The 23,945-nt window shown below is 71.5% G+C and carries 20 protein-coding genes; 11 read left to right on the top strand and 9 right to left on the bottom strand.

Annotated elements, in window-relative coordinates:
• Positions 1-350: 350 nt before the first annotated feature.
• The 4 genes from ABT354_RS14790 (at position 351) to ABT354_RS14775 (ending at position 4,617) form a co-directional block, all read left to right on the top strand.
• On the top strand, positions 351-1,133 hold the full coding sequence (locus ABT354_RS14790) for a TraR/DksA family transcriptional regulator (RefSeq protein WP_351493439.1): 783 nt from the start codon (positions 351-353) through the stop codon (positions 1,131-1,133).
• A gap of 62 nt (positions 1,134-1,195) precedes the next feature.
• Positions 1,196-1,762, top strand: coding sequence for a signal peptidase II (gene lspA, locus ABT354_RS14785; RefSeq protein WP_351493437.1), 567 nt, complete (start codon positions 1,196-1,198; stop codon positions 1,760-1,762).
• A 145-nt stretch (positions 1,763-1,907) separates the two neighbouring features.
• Entirely contained in the window at positions 1,908-2,849 is a 942-nt protein-coding gene (locus tag ABT354_RS14780) for an RluA family pseudouridine synthase (protein ID WP_351493435.1), read from the top strand.
• A gap of 181 nt (positions 2,850-3,030) precedes the next feature.
• On the top strand, positions 3,031-4,617 hold the full coding sequence (locus ABT354_RS14775; RefSeq protein WP_351493433.1) for a Na+/H+ antiporter: 1,587 nt from the start codon (positions 3,031-3,033) through the stop codon (positions 4,615-4,617).
• Between the two features lie 8 nt (positions 4,618-4,625).
• Here ABT354_RS14775 and ABT354_RS14770 read toward each other — a convergent pair whose 3' ends face one another.
• Entirely contained in the window at positions 4,626-5,828 is a 1,203-nt protein-coding gene (locus ABT354_RS14770; protein ID WP_351493431.1) for a mechanosensitive ion channel family protein, read from the bottom strand.
• Positions 5,829-5,851: 23 nt separating this feature from the next.
• On the opposite strand from ABT354_RS14770, the gene ABT354_RS14765 reads away from it, so the two are divergent.
• Positions 5,852-6,445, top strand: coding sequence for a dienelactone hydrolase family protein (locus ABT354_RS14765; protein WP_351493429.1), 594 nt, complete (start codon positions 5,852-5,854; stop codon positions 6,443-6,445).
• Positions 6,446-6,483: 38 nt separating this feature from the next.
• Here the strand turns inward: ABT354_RS14765 and ABT354_RS14760 are convergent, their stop codons facing one another.
• From ABT354_RS14760 to ABT354_RS14750, 3 genes are all read right to left on the bottom strand, one after another.
• Positions 6,484-7,296 (bottom strand): DsbA family protein, encoded by an 813-nt coding sequence (locus tag ABT354_RS14760; protein WP_351493427.1) that lies wholly within the window; start codon positions 7,294-7,296, stop codon positions 6,484-6,486.
• A 137-nt stretch (positions 7,297-7,433) separates the two neighbouring features.
• On the bottom strand, positions 7,434-8,111 hold the full coding sequence (locus ABT354_RS14755; RefSeq protein WP_351493425.1) for a hypothetical protein: 678 nt from the start codon (positions 8,109-8,111) through the stop codon (positions 7,434-7,436).
• Between the two features lie 114 nt (positions 8,112-8,225).
• Positions 8,226-9,584 carry a DUF2252 domain-containing protein gene (locus tag ABT354_RS14750; RefSeq protein ID WP_351493423.1) on the bottom strand — a complete coding sequence of 453 codons (1,359 nt, stop codon included), beginning with the start codon at positions 9,582-9,584 and terminating at the stop codon, positions 8,226-8,228.
• Between the two features lie 348 nt (positions 9,585-9,932).
• On the opposite strand from ABT354_RS14750, the gene dnaE reads away from it, so the two are divergent.
• A complete protein-coding gene (dnaE, locus tag ABT354_RS14745; RefSeq protein ID WP_351493421.1) occupies positions 9,933-13,472 on the top strand; it encodes a DNA polymerase III subunit alpha in 3,540 nt (1,179 codons plus the stop codon).
• Between the two features lie 151 nt (positions 13,473-13,623).
• On the opposite strand, the gene ABT354_RS14740 is transcribed toward dnaE, so the two are convergent.
• Positions 13,624-13,800 carry a hypothetical protein gene (locus ABT354_RS14740; protein WP_351493419.1) on the bottom strand — a complete coding sequence of 59 codons (177 nt, stop codon included), beginning with the start codon at positions 13,798-13,800 and terminating at the stop codon, positions 13,624-13,626.
• Positions 13,801-14,211: 411 nt separating this feature from the next.
• Here ABT354_RS14740 and ABT354_RS14735 point away from each other — a divergent pair, with 411 nt between their 5' ends.
• From ABT354_RS14735 to ABT354_RS14720, 4 genes are read left to right on the top strand one after another with little or no spacing between them, the layout of a single operon-like run.
• Positions 14,212-15,441, top strand: coding sequence for an NYN domain-containing protein (locus ABT354_RS14735; protein WP_351493417.1), 1,230 nt, complete (start codon positions 14,212-14,214; stop codon positions 15,439-15,441).
• A gap of 46 nt (positions 15,442-15,487) precedes the next feature.
• Positions 15,488-16,453 carry an ABC transporter ATP-binding protein gene (locus ABT354_RS14730; protein WP_351493415.1) on the top strand — a complete coding sequence of 322 codons (966 nt, stop codon included), beginning with the start codon at positions 15,488-15,490 and terminating at the stop codon, positions 16,451-16,453.
• Positions 16,450-17,283: an ABC transporter permease gene (locus ABT354_RS14725; RefSeq protein WP_351493414.1), complete on the top strand. Its 834-nt coding sequence runs from the start codon at positions 16,450-16,452 to the stop codon at positions 17,281-17,283. The genes ABT354_RS14730 and ABT354_RS14725 overlap by 4 nt, the downstream gene beginning before the upstream one ends.
• 34 nt (positions 17,284-17,317) lie before the next feature.
• Positions 17,318-18,004 carry a DUF2567 domain-containing protein gene (locus ABT354_RS14720; RefSeq protein WP_351493412.1) on the top strand — a complete coding sequence of 229 codons (687 nt, stop codon included), beginning with the start codon at positions 17,318-17,320 and terminating at the stop codon, positions 18,002-18,004.
• A 258-nt stretch (positions 18,005-18,262) separates the two neighbouring features.
• Here ABT354_RS14720 and ybaK read toward each other — a convergent pair whose 3' ends face one another.
• The 4 genes from ybaK to ABT354_RS14700 all read right to left on the bottom strand — a co-directional run bounded on the left by ybaK (position 18,263) and on the right by ABT354_RS14700 (position 22,355).
• Positions 18,263-18,757: a Cys-tRNA(Pro) deacylase gene (gene ybaK / locus ABT354_RS14715; RefSeq protein WP_351493410.1), complete on the bottom strand. Its 495-nt coding sequence runs from the start codon at positions 18,755-18,757 to the stop codon at positions 18,263-18,265.
• A 64-nt stretch (positions 18,758-18,821) separates the two neighbouring features.
• A complete protein-coding gene (locus tag ABT354_RS14710; RefSeq protein ID WP_351493408.1) occupies positions 18,822-19,562 on the bottom strand; it encodes an LON peptidase substrate-binding domain-containing protein in 741 nt (246 codons plus the stop codon).
• Between the two features lie 40 nt (positions 19,563-19,602).
• A complete protein-coding gene (locus ABT354_RS14705) occupies positions 19,603-20,649 on the bottom strand; it encodes a hypothetical protein (RefSeq protein WP_351493406.1) in 1,047 nt (348 codons plus the stop codon).
• Positions 20,650-20,813: 164 nt separating this feature from the next.
• Positions 20,814-22,355 (bottom strand): oxidoreductase, encoded by a 1,542-nt coding sequence (locus ABT354_RS14700; RefSeq protein ID WP_351493675.1) that lies wholly within the window; start codon positions 22,353-22,355, stop codon positions 20,814-20,816.
• 260 nt (positions 22,356-22,615) lie between these two features.
• On the opposite strand from ABT354_RS14700, the gene hisD reads away from it, so the two are divergent.
• Positions 22,616-23,938 (top strand): histidinol dehydrogenase, encoded by a 1,323-nt coding sequence (gene hisD / locus ABT354_RS14695; protein WP_351493404.1) that lies wholly within the window; start codon positions 22,616-22,618, stop codon positions 23,936-23,938.
• Positions 23,939-23,945: the final 7 nt, after the last annotated feature.

The raw sequence follows: 23,945 nt of genomic DNA, 5'->3' as shown, positions 1-23,945 counted from the left end.
ATCCAAGCCTTTCGCTCCGCCCAGTGTAAGGGCCCGGGCCGGGACCGGCCGACCGGGTTTCCCCGGGTACGGGGCGGGGGGCGTACGCGGCGCTCCGCGGGGGTGCCCGCGATCCGGGGCGCGGGTCGTCCGCATGACCCGAATGGCCAGATGCGCGCCGGTACGGTCCACGGCGCCGACGGGCGGCGGATTACCCGGCGGGGAGCTGGGCACAACGCTTGCAGGTCTGTTTCGCCGGGGTGGGACGGGGTGGTCGCGGCGGTGTGCCCCGTTTGCCGCGGGGCTGGGGTCGATTTATCGTCCCAGCACGATTCGCGTGCAAGATCACAATATGTGAAGGGGCCGCGACCATGGTGGTGAAAAAGACCGCCGAGAGCGATCAGGCGTCCACGGAAACCGCCGCCGGAGAGGCCGTGGCCGCGAAGAAGACGGCCAGGAAGACGGCCAAGAAGGCGGCCGTGAAGAAGACGGCGGCGAAGAAGACGGCGGCCAGGAAGACAGCCGCGGAGAAGACGGCTGCGGAGAAGACGGTCGCCAGGAAGACGGCCGCCAAGAAGACGGCCGCCAAGAAGGCGGTGGCGAAGAAGGCGGCGGCGAAGAGGACCGCGGCCCAGGGGGCGGCCGAGGCCGCGGAGCAGACAGGAGCAGGGACGGTGGCAGCGAAGAACACGGTGGCCACGGGCGGCGACAGCTCGACAGCGGTGCCCACGGCCCGCACGGCCCCCGCGCAGACCCCGGGTGAGCTGGCGGTGCGCCCCGGCGAGGAGCCCTGGACCGATGAGGAGGTCGCCGAGGCCCGTACCGAGCTGGAGGCCGAGGTGGCCCGGTTGAACGCCGAGCTGACCGCCTCCGAGGCGGCCCTGGTCGGGCTGATGCGGGACTCCGGCGGCGGTTCGAGCGGTGACGACGCCGACACCGGCAGCAAGAACATCACCCGTGAGCACGAGCTGTCCCTCGCGGCCAACGCCCGGGACATGCTGGAGCAGACCGAAAGAGCGCTCCAGCGGCTGGAAGCGGGCACCTACGGGCTCTGCGAGAACTGTGGCAAGCCCATCGGAAAGGCCCGTATGCAGGCGTTTCCCCGGGCCACGCTCTGTGTGGAGTGCAAGCAGAAGCAGGAACGCCGAGGCTGAGTCCGTACGTGTGTGCCGTACCCTCGTGGTCAGTCAGGCACCTAGGTTGTTGAGGGACTCACGTGGCAGAGGCGGAGAGCGTCATCGGTACGCCGGATCCAGCAGGGGCCGACGAGGCCGCGGCCTCGGCCGATCAGCCCCGGGGCAGGCGCCGTATCGCCGTCCTGTTCTCGGTGGCGGCCGTCGCCTATCTGATCGATCTCGTCACCAAGATGATCGTGGTGGCCCGGCTGGAGCACCACGAGCCCATCGAGGTCATCGGGGATCTGCTGCGCTTCGAGGCGGTACGGAACGCGGGCGCGGCCTTCGGTATCGGCGAGGCCTTCACCGTGATCTTCACCGCCATCGCCGCCGCGGTGATCGTGGTGATCGTCCGGCTGGCGCGCAAGCTCTACAGCCTGCCCTGGGCCATCGCCCTCGGGCTGCTGCTCGGCGGGGCGCTCGGCAATCTCACCGACCGGATCTTCCGGGCGCCGGGGGTCTTCAAGGGCGCGGTCGTCGACTTCATCGCGCCCGCGAACTTCGCGGTCTTCAACCTCGCCGACACCGCGATCGTCTGCGGCGGTGTGCTGATCGTGATCCTCTCCTTCAAGGGCCTGGACCCCGACGGAACCGTCCACAAGGACTGAGCCCGCAGGGCCCCGGCCATGCCTCCGCAACGCCTCTGACCGGCGGCGGAAGCGGCCGGGGAAGCGCTCGGAGCCCCGGGCCCCGGGCCGGGGGCCCAGCCGGGTGCGGGACCGGGTGCCCACCGGGACAAGGCATACTCGACGGGTGAGCACCCTTCCCGAGATCCGCACCCTGCCCGTACCCGACGGCCTTGAGGGCGAGCGTGTCGACGCCGCCATCTCCCGGATGTTCGGGTTCTCCCGCACCAAGGCGGCCGAGCTGGCCGCCGCCGGGAAGGTGCTGGTCGACGGCGCTGCCGTGGGGAAGTCCGAGCGGGTGCACGGCGGTGCCTGGCTGGAGGTCGAGATGCCCTCGGCGCCCGCCCCGGTCCAGGTCGTGGCCGAGCCGGTGGAGGGCATGGAGATCGTCCACGACGACGACGACATCGTGGTGATCATGAAGCCGGTCGGGGTCGCCGCACACCCCAGCCCCGGCTGGACCGGCACCACCGTGATCGGCGGCCTCGCCGCCGCCGGGTACCGCATCTCCACCTCCGGCGCCGCCGAGCGCCAGGGCATCGTGCACCGCCTGGACGTGGGCACCTCGGGGCTGATGGTCGTCGCCAAGTCGGAGCGCGCGTACACCCTGCTCAAGCAGCAGTTCCGGGAGCGCACGGTGGACAAGCGCTACCACGCGCTGGTGCAGGGCCACCCGGACCCGATGAGCGGCACCATCGACGCCCCGATCGGCCGCCACCCCCAGCACGACTACAAGTGGGCGGTGACCGCCGAGGGCAAGCCCTCGGTCACCCACTACGACCTGCTGGAGGCGTTCCGCGCCGCCTCGCTGCTCGACATCAAGCTGGAGACGGGCCGCACCCACCAGATCCGGGTGCACATGTCGGCCCACCGCCACCCCTGTGTCGGCGATCTCACCTATGGCGCCGACCCGACGATGGCGAAGCGGCTGGGCCTGACCCGGCAGTGGCTGCACGCGGTGCGGCTCGGTTTCGAGCACCCCTCGGACGGGCGCTGGGTCGAGTTCGAGAGCACCTACCCCGAGGATCTGCGGCTCGCCCTGGAGCGGATCGCCGACGAGAGCCGCTGACCCGGCCCTCTCCCTCTGGTGACCCGGTGACCCGGTGACCCGGTGACCCGGTGAACCGACCCTCCGGCGTGTGATCTCCGCTCATTCGGGCGGACCGAGGCGCACTTTTCAGACATGACCACCACTCCGCGTGGCAGGCTGAACCACGGATCGTGACGCTTCGGCATCCCGGAGGGTGCCCGTGGACCAGTTGGCGCTGCTGCTCGCGCTGCTGCTCGGGGCCGTGGTCACGGTGCCCCTGGCCGAGCGGCTGGATCTGCCCGCCCCGGTGCTGATGACGCTCGCCGGGGCGGTGGTCGCCTTTCTGCCCTTCGCGCCGACGGTCGACATCCCGCCGGAATTCATCCTTCCGCTGGTGCTGCCGCCCCTGCTCTACGCGGCGGTCCAGCGCACCTCCTGGCGCCAGTTCACCGCGAATGTCCGGCCGATCCTGCTGCTCGCCATCGCCCTGGTGCTGGTCACCACGGCCGCCGTCGCCTCCGTCGCCCAGGCCGTCGTCCCCGGACTGCCGCTCGCCGCCGCCGTGGCCCTGGGCGCGCTGGTCGCCCCGCCCGACCCCATCGCCGCCACCGCCGTCGCCGGACGGCTCGGCCTGCCCCGCCGGCTGATCTCCATCCTGGAGGGCGAGGGGCTGTTCAACGACGTCACGGCGATCGTGCTCTACCACATCGCCATCGCCGCGGTCGTCAGCGGAACCTTCTCCTGGCCCGCCGCCGCCGGGCAGTTCGTCCTCTCCGCCGCCGTCGCGGTCGCCGTCGGACTCGCCCTCGGCTGGATCTCCAACCATCTGATGAGCCTGCTCGGCGACGCCACCCTCCAGGTCGGACTGTCGCTGCTGGTGCCCTTCGCGAGCTATGTCCTCGCCGAGGAGCTGCACGGCTCCGGGGTCCTCGCCGTCCTCACCACCGCCCTCTTCCTCGCCGAGCACACCGCCGACGCCGACGACGTGGCCGGCCGCCTCGCCGGGAACACCTTCTGGCAGATCGTGGACACCCTGGTCACCGGGGTGGCCTTCGGACTCATCGGGCTGGAGCTGCGGACCGTCATCGTCACCGTCGACGGCCGGATGGACCGGCTGCTCCTCTGGGGCGCGCTGATCACCGGTGTGGTCGTCCTGGTCCGGCTGCTGTGGCTGCTCCCCGCCACCTGGCTGGCCCAGCGGCTGCACTCCCGCCGGGACTACGACGAGGACATCCCCGTCAGCTGGCGCGAGACGGTCGTCATGTGGTGGTCGGGCATGCGCGGGGTCGCCTCCGTCTCCCTGGCGCTCGCCATCCCGCTGCTCACCGACAGCGGGACCCCCTTCCCCGGCCGCGACGAGATCGTCTTCATCGCCTTCGTGGTGATCCTGACCACGCTGGTGCTCCAGGGGCTGACCCTGCCCTGGCTGGTCCGGCGGCTCGGGGTGCGCGCCGACATCGGCGCCGAACGCGAGCTGGAGCACAGCCTCGCCCTGCGCGCCGCCCGTGCCGCCCGCCACCGGCTCCGGGAGATCGAGGAGGTCGAGCAGCTGCCGGACGATGTCAGCGAACGGCTCCAGCGAGGGGCGTACGAGGTGGGGGCGCGGATCAGCCCGGACATCGTGGACGAGGACCGGCGCGAGTGGTACCACCACCGGTCCGAGCGGGCCCGCACCCTCCGCCGGATCCAGCGCGAGATGCTGTCGGCGGCCCGCCATGAGGTGCTGGCCGCCCGCAGCGAGCCCGGTATCGACCCCGAGGTGGTCGACCGGGTGCTGCGCCATCTGGATGTCCGCAGCCTGCGCTGACCCCGGGGTCACCCCCGTCCGGTACGGGCACCGTCCGGGGCCGTGCCGGTGCCCTCGGCGGACGGCGCGGAAGACACGGAAGGTACGGAAGGCGCGGGCGCGGAGGGGGCGGACGGCGCGGAGGGCTTCTCCTTCGGGGCGCCGGCCGCCTTCCGGGGACCCGGGAGGGGCCCGCCGCCCGGCGCGGGCGCCGTCGCCACCTTCGGCAGGGCGTACGGATGGTGCTCGTGCAGCCAGGCCACCAGCCGCTCCCGCACCACGCACCGGACGGTCCAGATGTCGTCGGCGTCCTTCGCGGTGACCACCGCCCGCACCTGGATCGTGGTGGGCGTGCTGTCCGTGACCGCGAGCGACCAGTCCCGGCCGTCCCAGGCGGGGCACTCGCCGATCACCTCCCGCAGCCGCTCCCGCAGCGCCGGCACCGGAGCCGAGTGGTCGAGATGGAGGAAGACCGTCCCGGTCATCTGCACCCCGCCGCGCGACCAGTTCTCGAAGGGCTTGCTGGTGAAGTACGACACCGGCATGGTGATCCGGCGCTCGTCCCAGGTCCGTACGGCGAGGAAGGTCAGGGTGATCTCCTCCACCGTGCCCCACTCGCCGTCCACCACCACGGTGTCCCCGATCCGGACCATGTCACCGAAGGCGATCTGGAGCCCGGCGAAGAGATTGCCCAGGGTGGACTGGGCGGCGACACCCGCGACGATGCCGAGCACACCGGCCGATGCCAGCATCGAGGTGCCCACGGTCCGCATCGCCGGGAAGGTCAGCAGCATCGCCGCGACGGCCACCACCCCGACGACCGCGATGACCACCCGCTGGATCAGGGTGACCTGGGTCCGTACCCGGCGCACCCGCGCGGGGTCCCGGGTGGCGGCGGCGTAACGGGAGTAGACCGACTCCACCACCGCCGTGGCGATCCCCACCACCAGCCAGGCGGAGGCGCCGATCAGCACCAGGCTCAGCAGCCGTCCGATCGCGGTCTGGTGGCTCTCCAGCCAGGCGATCCCGGTCTGCCGGTAGCTGCCTCTCAGCAGCGCGGTGGCCAGCACCACCTGGAGGGGGAGCCGGCAGCGGCGCAGCAGACCCCACAACGGGGTCTCCGGGTGCCGGGTGTCGGCGCGGCGGAGCAACAGGTCGGCCAGCCATCCCACGAGGAGCGTGAGGACGACCGAGCCACCGATCACGAGCAGTGGGCGCAGTACGTTCTCCATGTTCTCGAACGTAACCTGAACCCATGCACATCATGCTTTTCTCTTCCGTGTACGGTCTCCGCCCCGCCGTCACCGCCGCCGCCGACCGGCTGCGGGCGGCGGGTCACCAGGTGTGGACCCCCGACCTCTACGAGGGACAGGTCTTCGACGACCTGGAGGAGGCGCGGGCGTACCAGGACGAGATCGGCCCGGAGGGGCTGCTGAAGCGGGCCGTCGCCGCCGCCGCGCCCCACTCCGACCAGGGGCTGGTGTACGCGGGGTTCTCGCTCGGCGCCGCGGTCGCCCAGAATCTGGCGCTGGGCGACGGGAAGGCCCGGGGGCTGCTGCTGCTCCACGGCACCTCGGACATCGCCGACAACGCCTCCGTGGACGAGCTGCCCGTACAGCTGCATGTGGCCGACCCGGACGCCTTTGAGCCGCACGACTGGCTGACCGCCTGGTATCTGCGGATGACCCGGGCGGGGGCGGATGTGGAGGTGCACACCTACCCCGGCGCCGGGCATCTCTACACCGACCCGGAGCTGCCGGACTTCGACGCCGAGGCGGCGGAGCGGACCTGGCGCTCCGCGCTCGGTTTCCTGGACTCGCTGGAGCCCCGGGACCCCCAGGGCTCCTGAACCGGGACCGGCCAGGGCCCCGGGGTCCGGCGCGCCGGTCAGCCCTTGAGGGCCTTGTCCACGGAGGCCCGGAACTGCTCCGCCGTCATCGGCGCGTTCTGCGAGCCCTCGGCGGTGACGTTCTTGCCGTCCATCCGCAGGGTCGGGGTGCCCTTGACCCCGCTGTCGTCGAAGGTCGCCGACATCTTCATCGCCCAGGCGTCGAAGGTGCCCTCCTTGACGTCCTTCTCGAACCGGGCGTTGTCCTTCAGCGCGTCGACCTTGTCGGCGATCTTCAGGATGTACGCGTCATCCGCGAGCTTGTCCTCGCTCTCCTGGGGGTGCAGCTCCTTGGAGTAGAGGGCCGCCTTGAAGTGCAGGAACGCCTCGGGGCTGACATTGACCGCCGCGCCCAGCGCGCTCAGCGCGTTCTTGGAGCCCTCGCCGCTGTTGCCGTCGAGGAAGGTGGCGCCGACGTACTTCAGCTTGTACTTGCCGGCCTCGACATCCTTCTCCAGCGTGGGGCCGACACCCTGCTCGAAGGTGGCGCAGACCGGGCAGCGGGAGTCCTCGTACAGCTCCAGCGTCTTCTTCGCGGCCGGCTTGCCGATGATCAGCTCGGTGCCGTTGGTGCCACTGGTGTTCGCGGGAGCGGTGACGTTCTTGACCTTCTTCGCCTCGTCCCAGCCGCTGGGCTCGGTCGCCTTCTTCACGGCGAAGGCGATACCGCCGACCAGGGCCAGCGAGCCCAGGGTCGAGCCGACGACGATCAGCTGCCGCCGGGTGCGGTCCTTCCTGGCCTGGCGCTCCTGCTCCTGGCGGATCCGCTCCCGCGCCGCCGCCTTGTTCGCCTTGCTGTTCCGTGCGCTCATGGTGATTCACTCCGAGGGGTACGCCGTGCCGCAGCGGGCACGGAGAAGTAAGGGGATGTCGCGTGGGCGAAACGGTCCCCGGCGAAGGGCTCCACGAGGGGAGCGGGCCCAGGGGGCCCGGGACAGCCGGGAGATCGTCAGCCGAGGACGAGGACGGGCGGTCCGCGCCGGCCGACGGAGTGGACCAGCGGCCGGGTACGCGAGACGGCGGAGCGCACCGGGGTACGGGGCATCCGCCGCACCGGGCGGGCCACCCGTACCGCCAGGCCGAAGGCGAGCAGCAGCGGACCGAGGGCGAGCGCGCCCAGCGCCCGTACCAGCGAGGCCAGCGCCGCCTCGCCGTGCCGCAGCCAGGCGGCGGCGAGCAGCCCGACCGAGACATGGGCGGCCAGCAGCAGCCAGGGCAGGGCCGGATGCGAGGAGCCCAGCACCCCGGCGGCCTGGTGCCCGGCGGCGCTCACCCCGGGCAGCTGCGCCCCGGCGGAGCCGCCGCAGAGCACTTCGAGGCCGAGGGCCCGCAGCGAGCCGGTGACCGGTCCGCCGCCGGGGCCGTAACACAGCTCCTGGCCGCTGGTGAAGACCGTGTCGGCGGCCAGCTCCAGCGGGATGAGCAGGCTCGCGATCCGCCAGTAGCCGCGCTCGCGCCCGGCGAGGGCCCAGGCGACGGCGAAGACGACCACCGAGAGGCCGGCGACCGTGACCCACGGCAGCGGGGTCCGGGAGAGCAGCACATGGGAGGCGGCGGACAGCGTCACGACCAGAGCCGTGAAGATCGCTGCCCGCACCGTCCGGAGCTGCCTACCCGATACATCCATCACCGCGAGTGTGCCATGTCCGGGTGAGAGGAGTCTTAAGGGTGGCTCCCTCGCGAGCCCCGTGCCCGCCCGCGCCCGCCCGGAGCCGGTGAGCCGGCCCCGGAGCGGCGCCGGTCACAGTCCCGGTATGCGCCCGTTGCGGAAGAGGTCCACGAAGATCTGGTGGTCCGCCCGCGCCCGGGCGCCGTACCGGTGGGCGAAGTCCACCAGCAGCGCGGGGAAGCCCTCCTCGTCCGCCGCGATGGCCGCGTCGATGGCCCGCTCGGTGGAGAACGGCACCAGCGAGTGCCCGCTGCCCTCGTCCGCGGCGGCGTGCATGGTCGCCGTCGCCCGGCCGAGGTCGGCGACGACGGCGGCGACCTCCGCCGGGTCGTCCAGATCGGTCCAGTCCAGGTCCACCGCGTACGGCGAGACCTCGGCGACCAGCTGACCGGCCCCGTCCAGCTCGGTCCAGCCCAGCCAGGGGTCGGCATGGTCCTGGAGCGCCCGCTGCGAGATCACGGTGCGGTGGCCCTCGTGCAGGAAGTACCCCCGTACCGAAGGGTCGTCGATATGGCGGGAGACCGCCGGGGTCTGCGCCTGCTTCATGTAGATCACGACATCGTTCTCCAGGGCGTCGCTGTTCCCCTCCAGCAGGATGTTGTACGAGGGCAGCCCGGCGGAGCCGATCCCGATGCCGCGCCGCCCGACGACGTCCTTGACCCGGTACGAGTCGGGGCGGGTGAGGCTGGACTCGGGCAGGGTCTCCAGATAGCCGTCGAAGGCGGCCAGCACCTTGTACCGGGTGGCGGCGTCCAGCTCGATGGCGCCGCCGCCGTCGGCGAAGCGCCGCTCGGCCTCACGGATCTCCGTCATCGACTCCAGCAGCTCGAAGCGGGTACGGGAGCGGGCGTCCCGCAGCACTCCGAGGAGCGGGCCGTCGGCGGAGTCCAGGGTGAAGGGCGGCACCTCCTCGTCCCTGGCCCCGGCGGAGAGGGCGTGGATCCGCTCCCGGTAGGCGGTGGCACAGATCCGCACCAGCTCGGTGATCTGCTCGTCGCTGTACGCCTTGGTGTAGCCGATCAGCGCCAGCGAGGCGGCCAGCCGCTGGAGGTCCCAGGTGAAGGGGCCCACATACGCCTCGTCGAAATCGTTCACATTGAAGATCAGACGGCCGTTCGCATTCATATAGGTGCCGAAGTTCTCGGCGTGGAGATCGCCGTGGATCCATACCCGGCTGGTGCGCTCGTCCAGATAGGGACCGGTGGTGATCGCGCCGTCGCCGCGGGTGGTGTGCTCCCGCTCCAGGTCGGCGTAGAAGAGACAGGCCGCCCCCCGGTAGAAGGCGAAGGCGGAGGAGGCCATCTTGCGGAACTTGACCCGGAAGGCGGCCGGGTCGGCGGCCAGCAGCTCGCCGAAGGCGGCGTCGAACTCACCGAGGATCTGCTCGCCCCGCTTCTCGGGTGAGACCTCGGCGAGATACGGAACCGACATCACTGGGTGCCTCCTGGTGCGCGAAATGCGTCGTTCTGAGCCGAAAAAGGAAGGGAAAGGAAGGGAAAGAAGGACAAAGCGGAAAGCGGTACGGCGGGGGGTGCGGCGGACGTGAGAAGGAATACACCGCGAGAACACGGGGCGAAAATACCGGGGGACGGCCCGGTGCCGCGGCCGCGTCCGCCTCCCGGGAAGGTGCCCCCTCAGGGGCAACGCCCGACGCGCCCCGGGAGTGCCCGGAGACCTCGCGGACCCCCCGCGTCCACCGGCGCCAAGTCGTAGACTTCCACGCTGTCCCCCCAGACACTCCGCAGCCCGCCGTCGCCCGTTCCTCCGGAGGCCCACACCGTGACCAAACCGCCCTTTACGCATCTGCATGTGCACACGCAGTACTCGCTGCTGGACGGTGCGGCCCGGCTCAAGGACATGTTCGCCGCCTGCAACGACATGGGGATGACGCACATCGCCATGACCGACCACGGCAACCTCCACGGGGCGTACGACTTCTTCCACCAGGCCAAGGGCGCGGGCGTCACCCCGATCATCGGCATCGAGGCGTATGTGGCGCCCGAGTCCCGGCGGAACAAGCGGAAGATCCAGTGGGGACAGCCGCACCAGAAGCGGGACGATGTGTCCGGTTCCGGTGGTTACACCCACAAAACCATCTGGGCGGCGAACAGCACCGGTCTGCACCATCTCTTCCGGCTCTCCTCGGACGCCTATGCCGAGGGCTGGCTCCAGAAGTGGCCCCGGATGGACCGGGAGACCATCGCCCAGTGGTCCGAGGGTCTGATCGCCTCCACCGGATGCCCCTCCGGCGAACTCCAGACCCGGCTCCGCCTCGGCCAGTTCGACGAGGCGCTGAAGGCGGCCTCGGACTACCAGGACATCTTCGGCAAGGGCCGCTACTTCCTGGAGCTGATGGACCACGGCATCGAGATCGAGCGCCGGGTCCGGGACGGGCTGCTGGAGATCGGCAAGAAGCTGGGCATCCCCCCGCTGGTCACCAATGACTCCCACTACACCTATGACCACGAGGCCCAGGCGCACGACGCGCTGCTCTGCATCCAGACCGGCAAGAACCTCTCCGACCCCGACCGCTTCCGCTTCGACGGCACCGGGTACTACCTGAAGTCGACGGACCAGATGTACGCCATCGACTCCTCCGACGCCTGGCAGGAGGGGTGCCGCAACACCCTCCTGGTCGCCGAGCAGATCGACACCTCCGGGATGTTCGTCGAGCGGAACCTGATGCCGAAGTTCGACATCCCCGACGGATACACCGAGGTCACCTGGTTCCGCGAGGAGACCATGCGCGGCATGGCGCGGCGCTATCCGGGCGGCATCCCGGAGGACCGCCTCAAGCAGGTCGAGTACGAGATGGGCGTCATCCTGGAGATGGGCTTCCCCGGGTACTTCCTCGTGGTCGCCGACTTCATCATGTGGGCCAAGAACAACGGCATCGCGGTCGGCCCCGGCCGTGGATCCGCGGCGGGCTCGATCGTGGCGTACGCGATGGGGATCACCGACCTCGACCCGATCGAGCACGGACTGATCTTCGAGCGCTTCCTCAACCCCGAGCGTGTCTCGATGCCCGATGTCGACATCGACTTCGACGAGCGTCGGCGCGTCGAGGTGATCCGGTATGTGACCGAGAAGTACGGCGCCGACAAGGTCGCCATGATCGGCACCTACGGCACCATCAAGGCCAAGAACGCGATCAAGGACTCCGCCCGGGTCCTGGGCTACCCGTACGCGATGGGCGACCGGCTCACCAAGGCCATGCCCGCCGATGTGCTCGGCAAGGGCATCCCGCTCTCCGGCATCCTCGACCCCTCGCACCCCCGCTACAGCGAGGCGGGCGAGATCCGGGGGATGTACGAGAACGAGCCGGACGTCAAGAAGGTCATCGACACCGCCAGGGGCGTCGAGGGACTGGTCCGGCAGATGGGTGTGCACGCCGCCGGCGTGATCATGTCCAGTGAGCCCATCGTGGACCACGCCCCCGTCTGGGTGCGGCACACCGACGGTGTCACCATCACCCAGTGGGACTATCCGCAGTGCGAGTCGCTCGGCCTGCTGAAGATGGACTTCCTGGGCCTGCGGAACCTCACCATCATGGACGACGCCGTCAAGATGGTGAAGGCGAACAAGGGGATCGAGCTGGAGATGCTCGCCCTCCCGCTGGACGACCCCACGACCTATGAGCTGCTCTGCCGGGGTGACACCCTCGGTGTCTTCCAGTTCGACGGCGGACCGATGCGCTCGCTGCTGCGGCTGATGAAGCCCGACAACTTCGAGGACATCTCCGCCGTGTCGGCCCTGTACCGGCCCGGCCCGATGGGAATGAACTCCCATACGAACTACGCGCTGCGGAAGAACAAGCAGCAGGAGATCACCCCGATCCACCCTGAGCTGGAGGAGCCGCTCAAGGAGGTCCTGGATGTCACCTACGGCCTCATCGTGTACCAGGAGCAGGTGCAGAAGGCCGCCCAGATCATCGCCGGGTACAGCCTCGGCGAGGCCGACATCCTCCGTCGCGTCATGGGCAAGAAGAAGCCCGAGGAACTGGCGAAGAACTTCACCATCTTCCAGGCGGGCGCGCGGAAGAACGGATATTCGGACGAGGCCATCAAGGGGCTCTGGGACGTGCTGGTCCCGTTCGCCGGATACGCCTTCAACAAGGCGCACTCCTCCGCGTACGGACTGGTCACCTACTGGACCGCGTATCTCAAGGCCAATTACCCGGCCGAGTACATGGCGGCCCTGCTGACCTCGGTGAAGGACGACAAGGACAAGTCGGCCGTCTATCTGAACGAGTGCCGCCGGATGGGCATCAAGGTGCTCCCGCCGAATGTCAACGAGTCGCAGTCGAACTTCGCCGCCCAGGGTGACGACGTCATTCTCTTCGGCCTCTCCGCCGTGCGGAATGTCGGTACCAATGTGGTGGAGTCGATCATCCGCTGCCGGAAGTCCAAGGGGAAGTACTCCTCCTTCCCGGACTTCCTGGACAAGGTCGAGGTGGTGGTCTGCAACAAGCGGACCGTGGAATCGCTGATCAAGGCGGGCGCCTTCGACGAGCTGGGCCACACCCGCAAGGGGCTGGTCGCCCACCACGAGCCGATGATCGACAATGTGGTCGCGGTCAAGCGCAAGGAGGCCGAGGGACAGTTCGACCTCTTCGGCGGGATGAGCGACGAGGGCGGCGACGAGCCCGGGTTCGGCATGGATGTGGAGTTCTCCGATGTGGAGTGGGAGAAGTCCTATCTGCTCGCCCAGGAGCGGGAGATGCTCGGACTCTATGTCTCCGACCATCCGCTCTTCGGGATCGAGCATGTCCTCACCGACAAGTCGGACGCGTCGATCTCCCAGCTCACCGGGGGTGAGCACGCGGACGGCGCGGTGGTGACGATCGGCGGCATCATCTCCGGACTCCAGCGGAAGATGACCAAGCAGGGCAACGCCTGGGCCATCGCCACCGTGGAGGACCTGGCCGGATCCATCGAGTGCATGTTCTTCCCCGCCACCTATCAGCTGGTCTCCACCCAGCTGGTCGAGGACACGGTGGTCTTCGTCAAGGGACGCCTGGACAAGCGCGAGGATGTGCCCCGGCTGGTCGCCATGGAGATGCAGGTCCCCGATCTGTCGAACGCCGGGACCAACGCCCCCGTGATCGTCACCATCCCCACCGTGCGGGTCACCCCGCCCATGGTCACCAGGCTGGGGGAGATCCTCAGCCACCACCGGGGCAACACCGAGGTCCGGATCAAGCTCCAGGGGCCGCGCTCGACCACGGTGCTCCGGCTCGACCGGCACCGGGTCCAGCCCGACCCCGCGCTCTTCGGCGATCTGAAGGTGCTGCTCGGCCCGTCCTGCCTGGCCGGCTGATCCGCCCGTCGGCCGGTCGGCCCGCCCGTCTGTTGGCCGGCTGACCCGGCGCGCACGGCGCGAGCGGTGAAAAGGGGGCGCGCCCGTGGTGACGGGCGCGCCCCCTGCTGTCTTCGGGGCGCCGGTCCGGTCGTGGGGACCGGGCCGGTGGTCAGTTGTGGCCGAAGCGCCGCTGATGCTTCCGCGCGACATCCGCCGGGCTGCCCTGGGCCTGGGTCTGGGGCTGTGCCTGGGACTCATAGGCGGTGGAGCGGGACTCCTCCTTGGCGCGTTCCGCCGCCGCGGCGCGCTGCTGCTGGCTGCCCTTGCGGTTCTTGTTCTTGGCCATGGGATGCCTCCAACGGGGGTCTTGGGTCCGGGGCCGCGACCAGACTCACACATAGGGCGATAAGTCGCATTTTGGATCATTGCTCTGGGTAAGAGGGCACTTGTCGTGGACGTTCCCCGGGTTCCGCCACGCCGATGATCGAGTTCCGGCCGTTAACCCGTGGACCGTCGGGCAGACTCGTGGAAAACCCGGAACAATCCCCGGTCCGGAGGGGTCCTCGGGTCGTGGCGCCGCCGGAGTCACCGGCCCGCCCAGCCCTCCCGACGCGCCGGAAACCCCGCCGGGGGACGACTCTTCAAGATCGAATCGCTCAGATTTCCAGATTGCCCAGCTTTCCTTGATATCCCAGTCCCATATCCCAGTCCTCAGAAGCCTGATATCGAGCACCTGATACCGAGTACCGGAAAGAGGGTGGAGCGCGTGGACCGCTGCGTTGTGCTGGTGGACGCCGGTTATCTGCTCGGCGCCGCCGCGAGCCTGCTGGCCGGGGAACCGGTGCGTTCCCGGATCACCGTCGACCACACCGCCCTCATCCAGGGCCTGCGCGAGCTGGCGGAGAAGGACACCGAACGTCCGCTGCTCCGTATCTACTGGTTCGACGGCGCGCCCGACCGGGTGCCCCAGCCCGAGCACCGGCGGCTGCGGGTGATGCCCCGGGTGACCGTCCGCCTCGGCGCGCTGACCCGTAGCGACGGCCGCTGGGCGCAGAAGGGCGTGGACGCCGCCATGCACGCCGAACTGACCGAGCTGGCCCGTAACCGCGCCTGCTCCGATGTGGTGCTGGTGACCGGCGACGGCGATCTGCTGCCCGGTCTGATGTCCGCCAAGGAACACGGTGTCGCCGTCCACCTCTGGGCCGTCCAGGCCGCCGACGGCGACTACAACCAGTCCGAGGACCTGGTCGCCGAGGCCGATGAGCGCCGGGTCCTCGACCGGGCCTGGATCACCACCGCCGTCCGCGCCAAGGAGCTGACCGGGGTCTGCGCCCCCCAGCCGGTGCCCCGGCCGGAGATCGCCGCCATCCTCTCCGCCCCGCTGCCCGAGGCGGCGCTCGCCGCCGCCCGGACCACCGCCCCCGAACCGGCCCGCAACGGCTCCCGGCCCGCCCCGGCGGGGGAGCAGCCCGCCGCGCCCGCCACCAAGGGCGTCCCCACCCCCAAGGACCTCGCGAGCCTCCGCGCCCCCGGCGGCCAGACCCCGCAGCACCCGGCGACCGCGACCCTGCGCTGGTCCTCCGACAAGGGCTGGATCGAGCGCCCCGGCGCCGGGCCGCTCGGCGAACCGCCGGAGACCGCGTCCCTGCCCACCCTCGCCCAGCTCACCAGCGCCGAGCAGCGCTGGGCCGACCGCGAGGAGGACATCACCACCGTCGGCGGCGACCCCTTCGAGGTCGGCCAGGTCTTCGCCCGCCGCTGGATGGAGCGGCTGCCGGAGAGTGCCCACGCACAGAAGCTCTCCACCCTGTACCCGCGGATCCCGCACCGTATCGACGGGGAACTCCTCCGGTACGCGGCCCGGTTCGGACTCCTCGCCCACAAGGACGACCAGATCGACGAGCACGACCGTTATGCCATCCGGGCGGGGTTCTGGCGGGAGATCGACGTACGGGCCGCCGCGGAACACGCCCCCGCGGGGGAGTAGCCCCGGGGACCCCGTACTCTCGTACCTCGTGAGTACGGTGTGTGCGGTGCGGCGGTTGGTCAAGACCTACCCTGCCGTGCGCGCGCGCCGAGGGGTCCCGGCGACCCCCGAGGTCCGGGCGACGGACGGCGTCAGCCTGGAGGTCCGGGGCGGCGAGATCTTCGGCCTGCTCGGACCCAATGGCGCCGGCAAGTCGACCCTGGTACGCCAGCTGACCGGGCTGATGCGCCCCGACGCGGGCGGTGTCGAGGTCCTCGGCCACGATCTCGTACGTCATCCGGAGCGGGCCGCGCGGCTCATCGGCTATCTCGGGCAGGAGTCCACCGCCCTGGACGAGCTGACCGTCGGGCTCGCCGCCGAGACCACCGGCCGGCTGCGCGGGCTCTCCCTGCGGGACGCCCGCGCGGAGCGGGACGGGGTCCTCGGCGAACTCGGTCTGACCGAGCTGGCCGAGCGCCCCCTGAAGAAGCTCTCCGGGGGACAGCGCCGGCTCGCCTGCTTCGCCGCCACCCTCGTCGGACGGCGCCCGCTGCTGGTCCTGGACGAGCCCACCACCGGGATGGACCCGGTCGCGCGGCGCGCCGTCTGGGCCGCCGTCGACCGCCGGCGGGCCGAGCACGGCACCACCGTCGTCCTGGTCACCCACAATGTGATCGAGGCCGAGACGGTGCTGGACCGCGTCGCCGTACTGGAGCGGGGCCGGGTGATCGCCTGCGACACCCCCGGCGGGCTCAAGGAACGGATCGCGGGCGAGGTACGGGTGGAGCTGGTGTGGCGTGAGAGGGCGCCGCTGGAGGTGCCCGAGGTGGCCGCGCTCCAGGACATCGCCCAGGAGTCCGGGCGCCGCTGGGTGCTCAGACTGGCGCCGGACGCGGCGCGCGCGGCGGTCGCCGCGGTGACGGGGGGCGCGGCCTTCTCCGCGCTCGACGACTTCACGCTGGCGACGCCCAGTCTGGAGGACGTGTATTTGGCGCTCGGGGGGAACGCGATGAAAGGGCTGGTCAAGGCGTGAGCATCGTGCCCGCGGAGGCGGTGTCCGGACGGACGCGCGGCAGGGAGACGACCGAGCCGGTGGAGGTGGTCGCCGCGGCGCCGCTCGCGCCCGTGGCCCAGTTGCTGCCCGCGCTCGCCGCCGTCTACCGCGCCCAGCTGTCCCGGGCCCGGGTGGCCCGGATCCCGCTGCTGTTCGTGGCGACCTTCCAGTCGATCGGGATCATGGTCCTGATGCGCGGGGTGGTCGACGGCGGGGACGAGGCACGGGCCGTGGTGGCGGGCTCCGCCGTCCTGGTCGTCGCGTTCGTCGCGCTCAATCTGCTGGCCCAGTACTTCGGACAGCTCCGTGCCAGCGGGGGTCTCGACCACTACGCCACACTGCCGGTGCCGCCCGCCGCCGTGGTGCTGGGCGCGGCCGGGGCGTATGCCTCCTTCACGGTGCCCGGCACGGTCGTCACGGCGGTGGTGGGCAGTTTCCTCTTCTCGCTGCCCCTCACCCATCTGTGGGTGCTGGTGGCGGTGATCCCGCTGGCGGGGGCGGCCCTGGCGGGCCTCGGCGCGGCCCTCGGGCTGCTGGCCCCCCGCCAGGAGCTGGCCACCCTGCTGGGGCAGCTGGGCATGTCGGCTGCGCTGCTGCTGGGTGTGCTCCCGGAGGCGCGGATGCCGGAGCCCATCTCGTACGCCCGTGATCTCCTCCCCTCCACCTATGGTGTCGAGGCCCTCGCCAGGACGTTCGAGGCCCGGCCCGACTGGACGGCGGTCGGCATCGACCTGCTGGTCTGCGCGGCGGTGGGCGTGGTCTCGCTGACGGTCGCCACCTGGGCGTACCGGCGCGCGGCGGTCCGGTGAGGCGGGGTCCGCGACCGCCTGGCACGATGTCCGGGTGACCGCACCGCTGACACCGCCCCCGCCGAACCACGATCCGTGGCAGGCCGTGCCGCCGCCCGAGGATCCGAGCGCCGTGCGCGCGGAGGGTGCCGCGGAGGTACGGACCGGGCTGCTGGTGCTGCTGGCCGTCACGGCGGCCGGGGTGGCGCTGGGGCTGCTCTGGCTCTGGCTGGCCCCCCGGGTGCCGCTGGTCTCCGACGGTGAGGCGGTCTTCCTGAGGAACTCCGAGGGCGAGGAGGCGGTGGGCGCGGACGGCGTCTTCGCCCTGCTGGCCCTGGGCTTCGGGGTGCTCTCCGCCGCCGCGGTCTTTCTCTTCCGCCGTCATGGCGGTGTGGTGCTGGTGGCCGCGCTGGCGCTGGGCGGGATCCTGGGCTCGGTGGTCGCCTGGCGGCTCGGGGTCTTCCTGGGGCCCGAGCAGGATGTCGCCGCCCACGCCCGTCAGGTGGGGCGGGGGGTCGTCTTCGACGCGCCGCTGGAACTCACCGCCAAGGGGATGCTGATCGCCTGGCCGCTCGCGGCGATGCTCACCCATCTCGGGCTGACGGCCGCCTTCGGTCCGCGCGATCCGGAGCCCTGGGCGGAGTATGTGCCGCCGCCCGCTCCGGCCGAGTGGCCGGAACGGGCGCCGCAGTCACCCCCGCCGCCCCCGCCGCAGTCGTCTCCGCCGCCGCAGGGCGGCTGAGCCACCGGCCCCGGGCCGGGTCCCGTGCGGCACCACCTCCGGGACCCGGGCGGGGCGGGCCGTCAGGCGGGCCGCCTGCCGTGGTTGGCCTTGCGCGTGCGCCACTTGCGTTTACGGGTGCGCTTGGACACTGGGTGTTCGCCTCCCCTGGCCCGGCCGGACGGTGGTCCGCCGGCCGTCTCCTACCGTCGTATCCGACCGCCGCGCCGCCGTCGAGCCCCCGCGCACCCCTACCCGCCCCGGAGGGCTTGAAAGCCCCTAACCCCGGCCGATCCGGGCCAGGACCGCGCCCGTCAGCTCCGCGAGGTCGTCCGGGGCCAGCTCCACCTCCAGCCCCCGCCGGCCGGCGGAGACACAGATCGTGGGATGGCCGGTGGCGGAGTCGTCCAGCACCGTGCGCAGCCGCTTGCGCTGGCCCAGCGGGGAGATACCGCCCCGTACATACCCCGTGGTGCGCTCCGCCGCGGCGGGGTCGGCCATGACGGCCCGCTTTCCGCCCACCGCCGTCGCCAGGGCCTTCAGATCGAGCTGCCCCGCCACCGGGACGACCGCCACCGTCAGTTCGCCGTCGACCTCGGCGACCAGGGTCTTGAAGACCCGCTCCGGGGAGACGCCCAGGGCCTCGGCGGCCTCGCCGCCGTAGGAGGCGGCGGCCGGGTCGTGGTCATAGGCGTGGACGGTGTACGCGGTGCCCGCCGCCGTCAGGGCCACCGTCGCCGGGGTGCCGCCCTGCTTCCTCGTCTTCTTCGCCACTCCACGGGCTCCTGATCGCTTCGCTGCCGGTTCGGGGTCGGTTCGGCGCCGGCTCGGTGCCGGTTCAGTTGGGATGGGTCGGCGTCTGGGTCAGATGCACCATCGGCACCGACGGGAGGTGCTTGAGCACCGCGGTCTCGGTCCGCAGCAGCCGCAGCTCCTCGCGGAGCCGGGTCGCCGTGTCGGACGCCTCCAGCAGACGCTGTTTGGCGGGTACGTCCAGGACGGCCGCCGAGGCGACCAGATAGGAGATGACCGAGGGGTCGTCGGGCACCTCGGCGCCGGTGGTCAGGGTCCGCTCGCGGGCCCCGGCGAGCCGCTTCTGGTAGCTGCGGAAGGCCCGCAGCACCCCCTCGGCGAGGGCGCCCGCGTCCTGGCCCGGCTCCTCCGGGATCTCCTCCAGCTCGGCGGTGAGATAGGGGCCGCCGGTGTCCACGGAGAGCAGCCGGACCCGGGTGGTCCCGGTCGCGATCACCTCGAAGCCGCCGTCCTCGCGCTCCCGGACGGTGGCTGCGTCGGCGACACAGCCGACGGGGTGGAAGACCTTCATCGGATCGTCGCCGAAGCCCGCCGCCGCACCGCGCTCGGGCAGTGCCGTCGGGTCGGGGAGGCCGGGCAGGGTCGGCGCGACCTCCTGGCCGTCGCGGATGGCGACGACCGCGAAGAGCCGTGGCTCGGAGGCGTCCTGGGCCAGCAGCGCGCGCATCATGGCGCGATACCGCTCCTCGAAGACATTGAGTGGCAGGACGAGACCCGGGAAGAGAACCGAGTTCAGTGGGAAGAGGGGCAGCCGTGCGGAGGTCACGACGGACAAGACTAGGCCCTGTCCGGGGGATCGGGGTGGATCAGGGGGCGGAGCCCCGGCCGCCCGGTGCCCTGCCGCGCAGCGGCGTTGCCGAGGCCACCTGGACGCGTACCCAGCCGCGGGTCTCCAGGAACTGGCCGAGCGGATCGCCGGAGAGCCGGTTCCACGGGAACGAGGTCGCGCAGGGGCCGATCAGCCGGAACTGTTCCAGCGCCTCCGCCCAGCGGCCCTGCCGCACCAGGACACAGGCGGTCAGATTGCGGACCTCGGCGGGCCAGGGGTCCCCCACCGGGTAGGTCGCCGAGAGCGCGATGGCCCGGTCCGCCGCCGCGTCGGTCCGCTCGTCCTCCAGGCCCACGGCCCCGTGCGGCTCCCCGGTGGGCGGGGCGCACGCCTCCATCCGCGCGAAGGCGGCGCGCACCGGCAGCGCCTGGACGAGGGAGCCGGGCAGGGCGTCCACCGCCGCCTGCTCGGCGAAGTCGAAGCACTCGCGGTGCGAGCCGTACCACTGCGCGGAGAGATAGCGCAGTGCGGCCACATGGCAGCCGTAGTGGTGGGGGGAGCGGCGTACGGCCTGTTCCCACAGCGACTCGAAGTCGGTGTGCCCGGCGTGGGTGCCGCGGGCGTGGTCCAGCGCGATCCGCCAGGGCACCGGGTCACCGGGGGTGGCCTGGGCCGCCGCGTCGATCAGCGGGCCGATCTCCCGCAGCCGCTCGGCCCGCGCGGGGGAGTCCCAGGCCCGGCGGACGGCCAGCTCCGCCTTGACGGTGAGCGCGTCCGGGTCCCGGGGGGCCGCCGCCAGCCAGGAGGAGAGCCACTCCCCGCGCGAGTGGGCGAAGTACGCCAGCCGCATGACATAGCGGTCGCGGTTCTCCCACTCGGCCGCCTCCCGGGTGGTCGCCAGCAGTTTGGCGGCGGGTCCGTACTCCCCGAGCGCCGCCGCCACCAGGGCCGGGCCGATCCGTCCGTCGGGCGCGTCGAGCAGAACCGCGTCATCCGGAGTCAGACCGTCGGCCAGCCGGGGCGCATGGCGGATCACGCGCGAGGCGCGCAGCAGTGCTCGAAGCAATGACATGGTGCGGACCATTGAAAGGCGCAGGTGGGGGCGGCGCCAGAGGGGAGCTGTGAAGCTTTGGTGGCGGCGTCGAGGGTTGTCCTGACGCAGATCAAGAGACGGTAAAGAAAGGGGCGGACCCGAGGAGACCCGCCCTGTCCCCCCGCGGTGCGGGCCGTCCCGCGTGCCCGGGGCAGCTACCCCCGGCTGAGCAGCCGGGAGGCCCCCGCCGCCACCGTCGTCGCCAGGATCCAGCCCAGCATCACCAGCACCGCCGCCACCCACTGCCAGCCGCCCAGCAGCTTCCAGTGCCCGTCCTGGCCGAGGTTGATCACCGGGATCAGCAGATCCAGCGCGTACAGCGCCGCGTTCCACTGCGGATGCTCGTCCTTCTTGATGGGGTCCGGTTCGATCTGCGCGAACGCCAGCGCCCCCGCCGCCCACACCACCGCCATCCAGAGCGCGGCCCGGCCCGGCCGGTAGCCGTACGCCACCGTCCAGTCCTGGAGATACCCCCAGAGCTTCGCCGCCAGCGGCAGCGTCTCCCGGCGGCGGCGCTGCTTGGCCAGCAGCACCTCACGGGCGTCCGCGTCCTCCCCGCTGTTGCGGAGCACCGTCGCGAGCCGCTCATAGGGCTCGGGCGAGTACTCGGGGGTCGCCGAGGCCACCCACTCCAGCCGCCGGGAGAGCGGGAACTCCTCGTACGGCACCAGGTTCTCGTACACGAAACCGCCCATGGCGAGCCCCCCGGGCCCCGGCCAGCTGGCGGCCTGGTCGACCAGGGTCACCACCTTGGCGCCGTTGAGCACCACCCGTCCCTCCTCCGGGCGCTGGGCGTTGAAGCGCAGCTCGGGGCTGACGATCCGGCGCAGCGACAGCTCCTCGCCCTGGCTCAGGACGAACCGCGCCCGGTGCAGATCGACCGCGTCCCCGAACCGGCCGTCGTCCAGCCGCACCCCGCCGTAGCACTCGAAGGGCTGAAGCCTGCTGTTGCGGCCCGCCGGGCCGACCGGGATGCCGAACGGCGGGGTGGCGTTCTGATTGCCGGTGATCTCGCTCACCCAGGCGCCGGTCATATAGAGCGTGCGCTCGACGGTGAGCTGCGGGGCGTTCAGCGCCCGGCGCTGGCCCGCCGCCCGCAGCCGGCTGCCGCGCAGGCTCAGCGACACCCCGACCTTGGCGCCCCGCAGACTCACCTCCCCATAGGTCTCGATCAGCTCCGCCTGGAGGTCCTGCGCCACCGAGAGCCCGTCGGCGGTGATCGCCCGGCCCCGGCGGTCCGGCCGTACATGGATCTGGTTGATCAGCAGATCGGTGCCGATCTGCGCGTCCGTCAGCCGTATCCCGTGCTCCACCCGGCAGCGGGGCAGATGGAGATCGCCCTCCGTGCGCACCCGGGCCGCCTCGATCCGCGGGATGGCACAGCCGACCATCCGGACCGTGGTGAAGTGCGCCTCCGGGAACCACACCTCGTTCTCGAAACGGCAGTTGTACAGCTCCACATAGGGCGAGACGCTGCCGCCCGCCAGCTTGAGGGTGCCGGTGATCTGCCCGCCGCGCAGCTTGAACGCGCTGACCCGGCCCGGCTGCGGGGACGGCCCGCTCAGCAGCAGCCGGGCGACGACGGAGGCCCGCACACTGCGCTCCGGGCCCCAGGGGCGCGGCGAGAAGGGATCGTTGAGCAGGGGGTCGGGATCGCTGAGATCGTAGGTGCTCCCGTTCCGGAACGCGTTCCACATCCGCTGCTCGGTCGAGGTCAGCCCGTCCGGCGGCCCCTCGTCGTCCAGCACCTCGTCCAGCGGCTCTGTCAAGGCCGCTCCTCCGCTCCTCGGTGTCATCGACCGGTCGCGCTGCGTACGCGCGATCCCTCGCTGGCGTTCTTCCCCCTGGGTGACCCGCTGAACGCTAATGGTCATCAAGGTCCCGCAGCGTCCCGCGGCGTGTATCAGCCAGTGATACGGACGACAGCACCCGGATCGGGTCTGCGAGAATTGACCCCGTGATCTCCCGAATCGATCTGCGCGGCGACGCCCTCCCCGAGGGGGCCGCGCTGCGCGCCCTGCTGCCCCGTGCCGACTTCGATGTCACGGCCGCCCTGGAGAAGGTGCGGCCCATCTGCGAGGACGTCCATCATCGTGGCACGGCGGCACTGATCGACTACGCGGAGAAATTCGACGGCGTACGGCTGGCGCGCACCCGGGTGCCCGCCGAGGCCCTGACGAAGGCCCTGGCGGAGCTGGACCCCGAGGTCAGGGCCGCGCTGGAGGAGTCCATCCGGCGCGCCAGGATCGTCCACCGCGCCCAGCGCCGCAGCGAGCACACCACCCAGGTGGTCCCCGGCGGCACCGTGACCGAGAAGTGGGTGCCGGTGGAGCGCGTGGGGCTGTACGCCCCGGGCGGGCGCTCCGTCTACCCCTCCTCCGTGATCATGAACGCGGTCCCGGCCCAGGAGGCCGGTGTCGAGTCGATCGCCCTCGCCTCCCCGCCCCAGCGCGACCACGGCGGGCTGCCCCACCCCACCATCCTCGCCGCCTGTGCCCTGCTCGGCGTGGACGAGGTGTACGCGGTGGGCGGCGCCCAGGCCGTGGCGATGTTCGCGTACGGCACCGAGGAGTGCGTCCCCGCCAATATGGTCACCGGGCCCGGCAATATCTGGGTCGCCGCAGCCAAGCGCTACTTCACCGGGAAGATCGGCATCGACACCGAGGCCGGCCCGACCGAGATCGCGGTCCTCGCCGACGCGAGCGCCGACCCGGTCCATGTCGCCGCCGACCTGATCAGCCAGGCCGAGCACGACCCGATGGCCGCCGCCGTGCTGGTCACCGACTCCGCCGAGCTGGCCGAGGCCGTCGAGCGGGAGCTGAAACCGCAGGTCGCCGCCGCCCGGCACGCCGACGACCGGATCGTGCCCGCCCTCACCGGCAAGCAGTCCGCGATCGTCCTGGTGGACTCGGTCGAGGACGGCCTGCGGGTGGTCGACGCCTATGGCGCCGAGCACCTGGAGATCCAGACCGAGAACGCCTCCGCCGTCGCCGCCCGGGTGCGCAACGCCGGAGCGATCTTCGTCGGCCCCTGGTCGCCGGTCTCCCTCGGCGACTACTGCGCCGGGTCCAACCATGTCCTGCCCACCGGCGGCTGCGCCTGCCACTCCTCCGGGCTCTCGGTCCAGTCCTTCCTGCGCGGCATCCATGTCGTGGACTACTCCCGCGACGCTCTGGCCGAGGTCACCCACCATGTGGTGACCCTGGCGGAGGCGGAGGACCTGCCCGCGCACGGCGCGGCCATGAAGGCGCGGTTCGAGTGGAAGGTGCCCGGGAAGTGAGCGAGCG

Source organism: Streptomyces sp. NPDC000594 (genome assembly GCF_040299965.1).
Lineage (GTDB): Bacteria > Actinomycetota > Actinomycetes > Streptomycetales > Streptomycetaceae > Streptomyces.
The sequence above is the reverse complement of the archived record's forward strand: the minus strand, read 5'-3'. Positions and strand labels throughout refer to the sequence as shown.

Excerpts from the sequence above, each read along its gene's own strand:
- ABT354_RS14740 (WP_351493419.1), bottom strand. The coding sequence starts at position 13,800 with ATGGCCAAGAACAAGAACCGCAAGGGCAGCCAGCAGCAGCGCGCCGCG.
- ABT354_RS14705 (WP_351493406.1), bottom strand. The coding sequence starts at position 20,649 with ATGGTCCGCACCATGTCATTGCTTCGAGCACTGCTGCGCGCCTCGCGC.
- ABT354_RS14755 (WP_351493425.1), bottom strand. The coding sequence starts at position 8,111 with ATGGATGTATCGGGTAGGCAGCTCCGGACGGTGCGGGCAGCGATCTTC.
- ABT354_RS14770 (WP_351493431.1), bottom strand. The coding sequence starts at position 5,828 with ATGGAGAACGTACTGCGCCCACTGCTCGTGATCGGTGGCTCGGTCGTC.
- ABT354_RS14765 (WP_351493429.1), top strand. The coding sequence starts at position 5,852 with ATGCACATCATGCTTTTCTCTTCCGTGTACGGTCTCCGCCCCGCCGTC.
- ABT354_RS14790 (WP_351493439.1), top strand. The coding sequence starts at position 351 with ATGGTGGTGAAAAAGACCGCCGAGAGCGATCAGGCGTCCACGGAAACC.
- ABT354_RS14760 (WP_351493427.1), bottom strand. The coding sequence starts at position 7,296 with ATGAGCGCACGGAACAGCAAGGCGAACAAGGCGGCGGCGCGGGAGCGG.
- ABT354_RS14700 (WP_351493675.1), bottom strand. The coding sequence starts at position 22,355 with ATGTGGAACGCGTTCCGGAACGGGAGCACCTACGATCTCAGCGATCCC.
- ABT354_RS14750 (WP_351493423.1), bottom strand. The coding sequence starts at position 9,584 with ATGTCGGTTCCGTATCTCGCCGAGGTCTCACCCGAGAAGCGGGGCGAG.